6 protein-coding genes are annotated in these 9,835 nt (G+C 27.1%); 1 reads left to right on the forward strand and 5 read right to left on the reverse strand.

What is annotated here, in order from left to right:
• Nucleotides 1-24: 24 nt before the first annotated feature.
• The 4 genes from CLPUN_RS06585 to CLPUN_RS06600 all read right to left on the reverse strand — a co-directional run bounded on the left by CLPUN_RS06585 (nucleotide 25) and on the right by CLPUN_RS06600 (nucleotide 6,749).
• Nucleotides 25-906 (reverse strand): ABC transporter permease, encoded by an 882-nt coding sequence (locus CLPUN_RS06585; protein WP_077846525.1) that lies wholly within the window; start codon nucleotides 904-906, stop codon nucleotides 25-27.
• Nucleotides 896-1,846, reverse strand: coding sequence for an ABC transporter ATP-binding protein (locus tag CLPUN_RS06590; protein ID WP_077846526.1), 951 nt, complete (start codon nucleotides 1,844-1,846; stop codon nucleotides 896-898). Before CLPUN_RS06590 ends, CLPUN_RS06585 begins: the two co-directional genes overlap by 11 nt.
• Entirely contained in the window at nucleotides 1,846-4,236 is a 2,391-nt protein-coding gene (locus CLPUN_RS06595) for a CARDB domain-containing protein (protein ID WP_077846527.1), read from the reverse strand. Before CLPUN_RS06595 ends, CLPUN_RS06590 begins: the two co-directional genes overlap by 1 nt.
• 350 nt (nucleotides 4,237-4,586) lie before the next feature.
• The gene (locus CLPUN_RS06600) at nucleotides 4,587-6,749 is read right to left on the reverse strand and encodes a type IA DNA topoisomerase (protein ID WP_077846528.1); all 2,163 of its coding nucleotides are present in this window, start codon (nucleotides 6,747-6,749) and stop codon (nucleotides 4,587-4,589) included.
• Between the two features lie 500 nt (nucleotides 6,750-7,249).
• Here CLPUN_RS06600 and CLPUN_RS06605 point away from each other — a divergent pair, with 500 nt between their 5' ends.
• Complete coding sequence (locus CLPUN_RS06605) at nucleotides 7,250-8,389, forward strand: serine hydrolase domain-containing protein (RefSeq protein ID WP_077846529.1); 1,140 nt, start codon at nucleotides 7,250-7,252, stop codon at nucleotides 8,387-8,389.
• Nucleotides 8,390-8,593: 204 nt separating this feature from the next.
• Here CLPUN_RS06605 and CLPUN_RS06610 read toward each other — a convergent pair whose 3' ends face one another.
• Entirely contained in the window at nucleotides 8,594-9,553 is a 960-nt protein-coding gene (locus CLPUN_RS06610; protein WP_077846530.1) for a D-2-hydroxyacid dehydrogenase, read from the reverse strand.
• Between the last annotated feature and the right edge of the window lie 282 nt (nucleotides 9,554-9,835).

Consider the following 9,835-nt stretch of genomic DNA (forward strand, 5'->3'; position numbering starts at 1 on the left):
TATAATAATATTTTATCAAATTTGCTATTTTGATTTTTTATTTTTCCTTTTCCTAATTTTAAGCCCCCTATTTAAAGGATTTAGTTTATATGCTGATATAAAGACTAAGATTACACTTAAAGCTAGTTGAATTCCCATAGATATAAAAGTTCCATAATCAATCATAAAACTATTTATTCCTCTTCCAAAATATCCAAAAGTATTTGTTCCTCCTAATTGCTTAGCAAGTAAACATAAAAATCCAACAGTTGGACTTAAATAAGAAAATATTGGCGCTGTTAAACTTTGAGCATTAGGATTTTTAGAAGCATTGATTGTTGCAACTATTATAGCTAAAATAATTATAACTACAAATATTACTAAGGTCACTCCATATGCAACTGCTGTTGCTACCTTTGATGTTTTTACAAATGTTGATATACAAACACCAATAGAACCAACAAATATTGTAGTTACAATAAAGAAAAGACTTAATTCTAATATATTTCCTAGATTTACTCCACCAATTAGAAATGCAATTGAATATATAGGCATAGTGCAAATAATTAAAATTATAACTCTACTTATAGATGCTAATAACTTTCCAGTTATTATTGATAAGGTACTCATCTTTGTAGATAAAAGAACCTCTAAGGTTTGCTTTTCCCTTTCTCCACAAATTGCTGTTGATGTTAAAGCTGGAACTATAAACATTAACAAAATAGCTTGAATTACTGACATTCCAATATAGAAATATACTATGCTCTCTAAATTTATTCCATTAAAATATGCTTCTTCAATATTAATATTAAATATGAAAAGTGCCCCTGCTGATAATAAAAGTACATAAAAGAATATCATTAAAGTAAATTTAAAACTTCTTACTGAAAGCTTTGTTTCATTTTTTAAAACTGGATTAATTTTCAAAACTATTTTCCCCCTTTAATGCTTCTTTATCAGTTATTTTAATAAATATATCTTCAAGACTTGTTGATTCCCTATTAAAAGATATTATAGGGATTTCATTATTTATTAACATTTTAAGCAAAATAACACATTCCTCTTCATTACCATTAAAGGCAGTTGTTATTTTATTATTTTCAAACTTAACCTTTCCTACCTTAGGTATTTCTTTTAATATCTTAATTGTTTCTTCAATTTTATCTAATACTGTAATTACAATGGGATGATTTCCGCTTACTGCTGTCATTATCTCTTCCACAGTTCCTTGACATACCATTTTTCCACTTTCTACAATTCCAATATTCGTACATATTTCACCCAGTTCTGATAAAATATGAGAGCTTACTATTATTGTTTTTCCCATGTCTTTAAGATTCTTTAATATGTTCTTCATTTCAAATCTTGCTCTAGGATCCATTCCTGAAGCTGGCTCATCTAAAATCAATAATTGCGGATTATGAATTAGACATCTTGCTAAACATAACCTTTGTTTCATACCTCTTGATAATCCATCAACATAAGCATCATATTTATTTTCTAGATTTACTAATTCTAATAAATCCATTGATAAATCTTTAATTTCCTTTCCATTAATACCATGAATTGATCCAAAAAATTCTAAATATTCATATGCCTTCAAGTTATCATATACTCCAAAGAAGTCTGGCATATATCCTATTTTTTCTTTTAACTTTTTATTATTTTTAATGGCATCCATTCCATCAACATATACTTCCCCACTATCTGGAGTTAAAAGCCCTGATACTATTTTCATAGTAGTACTTTTACCAGCTCCATTAGGACCTATAAATCCAAATATCTCACCTTGTTTAATATCTAAATCCAATTTATTAAGGGCTTGAAATTTTCCATATGATTTTTCTAACTCTTTAATAAGCAGCATTATTTAGTCCTCCCCTTTACAGTAATTTGTGGAACTCCTGTTTCCTCTTCATTATTACATTGCATTTTTACTCTTACTTTTCCGTCCTTAATATATTCAGTTGGATTTTTTAAACTTTCACCATTTACAATGTAATTTATTGGTTTATATTGATTCTCTTTATAATTATAAACAGACACAGATCCCTTAAAGCTTGATTTTTTAAGTTCTGGATTTTCTACATATCCAACCTTTAAATCTAATAAATTTATGTCTTTATCTATTGTATAATCTAAAACCAAATCTCCGCTTCCAAAAATTACATTGTTTTGAGTATCAATATCTACATTTTCATTTATTTCTACTATACTTCCCTTAAAATATCCTAGTGGATAGTCTAAATTTCCTTCATTGTCAGTAAAATCTACATTGATCTCTTGAATAATTGCAGTCGTATCGTATTTAGATACTGACTTTCCACCAAAATCAAATCTATAATCTATAGGCATATCAGTTACTGCAATTAAATATGTTGATTGATTATTGATATTTGTCTCTCCTATGCTAGATATTAAATTACTCATTCTCAATACATCTTTAAATTCTTCCTTTTTTTCTTTATGGCCTGATCCAGACCTAAATTGTCTATAATAGTTATTTCTCAAACTATCTCCATAAGAAGCTAATCCTGAAGCAGAATAACTCATTGATTCTATTTCCTTTTCTTCATCAGATTTCATCGCTCCTAGTTCCCAAATCGTGTTATAAGATACTACCAATAACTTTTGAATATCATATCCTAAGGTATTCTTAATCTTTCCTGATAATTTTCGAGAACTATAGTTTAAATTTGCATCAATACTTGGAACTATTTCTTTATGTCCAGAAATTTCAAACTGCTTCATACTTAATGCTGATAAGTTTTTGAATTCAAAGTAAGAATTATTTTGTCTATATACAGTTTTTGTTCCTAATTTAGTAAAATTATTTGTATCAGCATTTTCATGATAATTGTCATTAGTAAAATTTTGAAGAGTAGTTCCGATAGGCTCTTGAACTTTCAAATCATTTTTATATTTTGATCCAATACCTGCATATCCAATAACTTTGCTTGTACCATTTTTATCGCTTGTAACAATATTCACTTGATTTAGAACTATATCTTTAATACGTGTACTACTTCCAAGTATATATAGTGAAAGTGAGAAAGCTATTGCTATAGCTGGAATAATACCCCATAACCATTCTCTCTTATTTAACTTCTTCATTATCAGATAAATAATAAGACCTACAATTAGTGCATAACTTATAAATATAATTATTAATACCCACATATTAAAAGTTTCCCTATATGGCACATTATTACTTAATTCTTCAATACCATACGGTACACCATTCCCTCCATGTCTGTAAGAACTATTATTTTTCTCTAAAAAATCCTTTCCTAAACACTCTTTCCATATATTCATAGTCTTATCTTTTGTAGCTATTGTTTTATTCCCTAAATCAAAGGTTGCTATATATATTTTTCCTTGACCTTTATTAATTAAATAGATTAATTGATCCTCTCCTTCTTGCAATTTTACAGTTGCATCTTTTAAATTTAATTTAGCAAGAGTATATCCATTAATATCCTTAGTACCATTATAAGTTATATTAAAAAATTCTTTATCCAAATTTTCTATTGTTTTAGGTGAATTTTCTCCACTTCCTATTATTAATATTCCACCATTTTCAACCCATGTAGATAAATTTTCATATTGCTCTCTTTGTAAATTAGAAGTGTTATAATTGTTAATTACAATTACATCTAATGATGAAATATTTTTAGGACTTCTTAATAAGGAATTCAATTGTAAAGGGACACTAGTAGTCTTATTAACTCTATCTCCTCTTTTATTATTTGAATTATTCAAACTACTAAAATCTAAAAATCTTATGGCAAGTCCATTAAAATCATCCGCTAGAATTCCCATAAACATATCTGCTCCGCCAACTCTTCCATTACTAATCAATACAGTATTTTGCTTTATAATATTTTCACCTTGCTTCAGTACTACTGCTAATTTTAAAGCGTTTTCAGGCAGATTAATTGGAATAGTTACTGTTCTTTTTTCTTTAGCTCCTATATTAATTTCTGATACAAATGCATCATATGTATTAGGAGTATTAGCTGAAACTCTTACTTCCAATTGTCCTTCTATATTTTCTCCATTGTTTTCTACTTCAATATTTACAGGTACTGCTGTAGAACCTTTAAAATTCCCTTGAATTCCATAGCTTACCTTCATTGTAATGGAAGTATTTTCTTCTGTTTTATTTTCTGCTTTACATATTGTTGGCATAAAACCAATTAATATAAAAAATATAGCTAATATACTTAGCAGCTTAGTCTTATTGATTCTGTTCATTCATTTTTCCCCCATATTACATAATAAATAATTTTTTAACACACTCTTACTTTTTTACAAACTTATCTTAATATTAATAAATTCTTCATTATTTCTTAATTGTCCCAAGTGTACTATTTGTAGTGGTACACTTAGATTATAGATTAGAATATATTATTTATCAATTAATAATTTCTTAATTTTTCCTTAATTGAGAATAATATAATATACAAAAGACAGATATTAATTCTAAAAATTTAATATCTGCCTCATTGTAATATGTATTTCATATTCTTTTTATAAACATATGATAAAATTTATGAAACAACTCATTTAATCTTATTACTATATTTTTCACTTCAACTCCAAGCTTAATCTATAAATTCAATTTTCCAATTAAAATATCCTGTTTCCTTATTCTTTTCATATTTAAAATAAGCCGAAAATGTATTTCCTTTTTTACTTTTTAAATTTCTAAAGCCTACCTTACCATTTTTAAGTAAAAGTTCTACCATTTCTTTTGATATTTTCTTTCCAAAGGATGCAATATATTTATCATCCTTCCAAATGGTATACTTGCAACCATTTTTCCAATTGCTGCATCCAAAGCTTTTTTCCCCTTCAACTACTGGATTTCCGCAAATAGGACAAGACCCTAAGTTCACCATATCCTTAGATATCTCAACTTTAAACCTTGATAATGCACCTTCATCCTTCTTTATTTCCTCTACAGACTTAATAGTAAAATCTATTATTAATTTCATAAAATCACTTTTAGCAAATTTACCTTTTTCAATGTCTGAAAGAGTTTTTTCTAGCTTTCCTGTATATTCTAAATCCAACAAATCCTTCACTGGAAAAATTTCCACTAAATTTCTTCCAAGATCACTGCACATAAGGTTTTTACCTTTAGTTCTTAAATATCCTATATCTTTTAATTTTTTTATCGTCTCAGCTCGAGTTGCTGGGGTTCCTATACTATAACCACTTAAAATAGCCTGCATCATCTCATCAGTATCTTCTTCTTTATCTTCGACACCTTTTCCACAAGTTTCCATAACCCTAAGCAATGTCTTTTCTGTATGATACTTTGGTGGTTTTTTAGTGACTGAACTAACTTTTGAATCTACAATATCCACATTTTCATCTTTTTCAATCTTTGGAAGAATCACATCTTTACTTTCTATTTTTTCAACTATCTTCCAACCTTCTACAAGCTTTACTTTTCCCTTTGAAACAAATATACCTTTAACTTCTGCATTATCAGCTTTTAACGTTACCTTAGTTTCTTCAAATTCAGCTATAGGCATAAACTGCATTATAAATCTATTTTTAATAGCTTCATAAACGATTTTTTCATCTGCTGATAGTCCTGATGGCTTAATATATGTTGGCGTTATAGCACTATGACTCTCAACTTTTGAACTATCAAAAATTCTTTTAGAGGTATTAAATTTAATATCTGCTTCATATGGTAATCCAACTTTTAAGGTATCCAAAACTTTTTTTGCTCTATCTTTTAAGCTTTCCTCCAGAACTACACTTGCTGTTCTTGGATAAGTTGTAAGCTTCTTTTCATAAAGTGATTGTGCAACTTTTAGAACCTTATCAGATGTCCAGCCTTTATACTTACTTGTAACATATCCTTGTAAATTTGATAGATTAAATAAGTATGGCGGATATTCTTTTTTTAGTTCTGTTTGTTTGTCAATAATCTTCGCTATTGACCCTTCAAGCAAAGGAAGAAGTTTATCCAAATCCTCTTTAATATCGAATTTTTCCGAATCATTTTCATAATAAAGTCCTTCAAACTCTTCATTTTGCGAATTCTTAAAATTTGATATTAATTTATAGTAAGTTGTCGCAGTAAAATTTTCTATTTCTTTATCTCTATCATAAATAATCTTTAAAGTAGGCAATAAAACTCTGCCTATATTAATAGTTTTATTTTCTTCAAATTTATATTTCAATGTACTTACAGACGTTAAATTAATTCCAATAATCCAATCACTCCACTGTCTTCCTATCCCAGCATCCTGTAGTGATTGCATTTCTTTATTGTCTTTTAAAGCTTCCATTCCACTTTTAACTTCATCTGGCGTCCATTCGTTTAAAAGTAATCTATATATAGGCTTTTTAACCTCAAAATAACCAAATAATTCATCTGCTATAACCTGACCTTCCCTATCATAATCGGTAGCTGAAATTATACTATCCACATCATTTTTGTCAATTAAAGTCTTTATTATTCCCAACTGTTTTTTAGCACCCTTATCCTCTATAGTTCTATCCACCCCATCACACTTTACCTTATACAAAAAATTTTCTGGAATAAATGGAAACTTCTCAAATCTCCACCCCTTCATATTTTCATCATAATCCTTTGCATCGTACAGCTGCAAAAGATGTCCAAATGCCCAGGTTATATAATATCCATCACCTTCAAAATAACCATCTCTTCTAGTTTTTATCTTAAATGCATCTGCAATATTTTTAGCAACAGATGGCTTTTCCGCAATAATAACTCTTGCCATGATATTTTTGTATCCTCCTTATAGTTATTACTTTTAGGCACAAGAAATAAAATAACAAATCTCTAATACATGTATATTTTTCGTTGGACAAGAAAGTATATTAACCTCATAGAGAGCTATTAGGTTAATATAGTGACAAAGTATAACGAAAAACAGACTACCATTCTGACTTATTATTTTTTGAATATGCCTTAGCAATATCTATATTAACATTAAACTAAAAATAAAACCAGTTGAAGTTATTCTTGTTTTTAATGAGAGTACTTGATATTAAAGTATTTAATTTACATCCATAAAATAGAAAATCTAATTATTACATTTTCTTTAACATTCAATCTGCAATATGAATTATTATCAAATCACTGCTATAATTAGTATATAATAAATTGTAATTTACTAATACTTATAAACAAATTAGAGTTTATACTTAGTAATTATTATATATTGATTAGGGGATAATACTAATTATTATTAAATTGAATATCAAGGGGGATTTAATAATGCCGAGAAAAATTATATTAAATATTATTATTTTATTATTTATATCAACGTTATTATTAACAGGCTGTGAAAGTATAACTCAAAAAAATTTTCGCGAAAAAACAGTTGTCAGTTCTGATAATAATATAAAATCTAAATTAGCTAAATATATGGATAGATATTCTAAGAAGAATGAATTTAGTGGCTCAATTCTTATCGCTAAGGATGACGAGGTCCTATTAAATAAAGGATATGGTATAGCAGATTATAATAAACGCCTTCCTAATAAACCACAGACAATTTTTGAAATTGCTTCTCTGACAAAACAATTTACTGCTACAGCAATTTTAATGCTTCAAGAACAAAAACTTTTAAATGTAAATGATTCTCTGAGTACGTATATTTCTGATTATCCCAATGGAGATGATATAACAATTTATAATCTACTTACTCATACGTCTGGTATTCCTGACTATTTAGATTATGCTGATTCAATAGACACTGAAAATCATAATCTTGTTTACACACCAGAAGAACTTATTAAGTTATTTAAAAATGAACCTTTTAATTTTAATGCTGGAACCTCATTTGAGTACAGTAATTCAAACTATATACTACTTGGCTACATAATTGAAAAAGCATCAAATATAACGTATGAGGATTATATAGAAAATAATATAATAGTTCCATTGAACTTAACTTCAACAGGTTTTTTAAGCAATGAAACTGATGTGAAAAATAAATCTATTGGGTATTATTTTATAAACAAACATTCAAATGAACATGCTGAAGCTCCAAAGATGGAAGGCTTAATGTCATACTCTGCTGGTGAGATTTATTCTACCTCTGAAGATTTACTGAAATGGGAAAATGCTTTATTTTCAGAAGAATTAATTACTAAGGAATCATTAAATGAAATGTTTACACCTTATTTAAATAATTATGGTTATGGCTGGTTTACTTATGAAAATGAAGATGAGGACAAAATTGTTTTTCATAGTGGAAATCTACCAGGCTATACTTCATTTGTAGAAAAAAATCTCGATAAAAATTATTTGATTATTATATTATGTAATGAAAATATTGACGAAACTATTAATAATCTTTCTACTGAATTATCTGAAATTCTAGATCGTGAATATCTACTAGATAATGAATAATAAAAATAGTCTTCCAGAAAATAAATAAAAATTTTAATAAAACAAAACCATTCATAAAGTTAAAAAATAACTTATGTGAATGGTTTTTTAATTATAGAAAAATAATGAATTATATTTTTATCATTTTCAATTGCTTTATTTATGAAAGTTTACAAACATCCTTTTTGAGAGTAAGTATTTTTTTACTTTTTATGCAAAACAATTTTAAAGTTCAACTCTATTTCTTATTTCTTTTCTATTGTATGCACTAATATTTTCTAACAAATCAGCAAATAATCTATTTCTAGCTTCTTCACTTGCCCATGCTACATGTGGAGTTAACACTAGTTTATTTTTATTTTTAATATTTATTAATGGATTCTCTAAAGGAATTGGTTCAATCTTAAATACATCCAAAGCAGCTCCGCCTATTATATCTTCATCTATAGCTCTAGCTAAATCTTTATCTACTATTATAGGACCTCTTGCAACATTTATTACCACTGCATCTTTTTTCATTTTAGTAAAAGCTTCATAATTAATTAAACCTTCAGTTTTTTCATTTAAAGGAGCATGAATAGAAATAATATCACATTGTTTTAATAACGAATCAAATTCTACTCTTGCATAATCTGAATCTGCGTTTTTTCCTGAAGTTGAATAATATACTACTCTTGCACCAAAAGCTTGTGCTATTTTAGCCACTCTTTTTCCAATATTCCCAAGTCCAATTATTCCCCATACCTTACCGCATAAATCTTTATATGGCACTTCAAGATTAGTGAACATTGGAGATTTAGAATATTCTCCGCTTTTTATATAATTATCAAAATAACTTATATTATCATATAAATGAAGTAACATAGCAAAGGTATGTTGTGCTACAGTTGTAGTTGAATATCCAGTTACATTAGTAACTGCAATCTTTCTTTCTCTAGCGTATTCAATATCTATATTATTGTATCCTGTAGCTGCTTCACAAATGAGTTCTAATTCAGTTGCATTTTTTAAGTTTTCTCTATTTAATACAACTTTATTAGTTAATATAATATTAGCATCTTTAATTCTATCTGCAACTTCTTCTTTTAAAGTTAAGTCATAATAAATTACTTGACCAAATTCATTTAATTTAATGTAATCTACATTACCTAAGGTTTTACCATCTAATACTACTATTTTCTTCATATTCAATCCCCTTTTCTAACTTCAAAATAACAATTATTCATATTTAATAATTTTATGTAGAGCTTTAAATTTTATTTATATTACTATTCTTCTTAATATCTATACTTAATTATTATGCATAATTTTCTATATTAATAATATCGTAAATATAAATAAATGTAAACTTGCTTTGTATTCATCTCCATTTAATCCTATAATATTATTACTTAATTTTATTTAAATTTCTATATAAATTGAAACTTATATCCTAAAAATATGCTCAGTTTTAATAGTAATTAAATT

This window comes from Clostridium puniceum, assembly GCF_002006345.1.
Lineage (GTDB): Bacteria > Bacillota > Clostridia > Clostridiales > Clostridiaceae > Clostridium > Clostridium puniceum.

Coding starts and splice junctions, on each gene's coding strand:
- CLPUN_RS06590 (WP_077846526.1), bottom strand. CDS start 1,846: ATGCTGCTTATTAAAGAGTTAGAAAAATCATATGGAAAATTTCAAGCC.
- CLPUN_RS06595 (WP_077846527.1), bottom strand. CDS start 4,236: ATGAACAGAATCAATAAGACTAAGCTGCTAAGTATATTAGCTATATTT.
- CLPUN_RS06600 (WP_077846528.1), bottom strand. CDS start 6,749: ATGGCAAGAGTTATTATTGCGGAAAAGCCATCTGTTGCTAAAAATATT.
- CLPUN_RS06605 (WP_077846529.1), top strand. CDS start 7,250: ATGCCGAGAAAAATTATATTAAATATTATTATTTTATTATTTATATCA.
- CLPUN_RS06610 (WP_077846530.1), bottom strand. CDS start 9,553: ATGAAGAAAATAGTAGTATTAGATGGTAAAACCTTAGGTAATGTAGAT.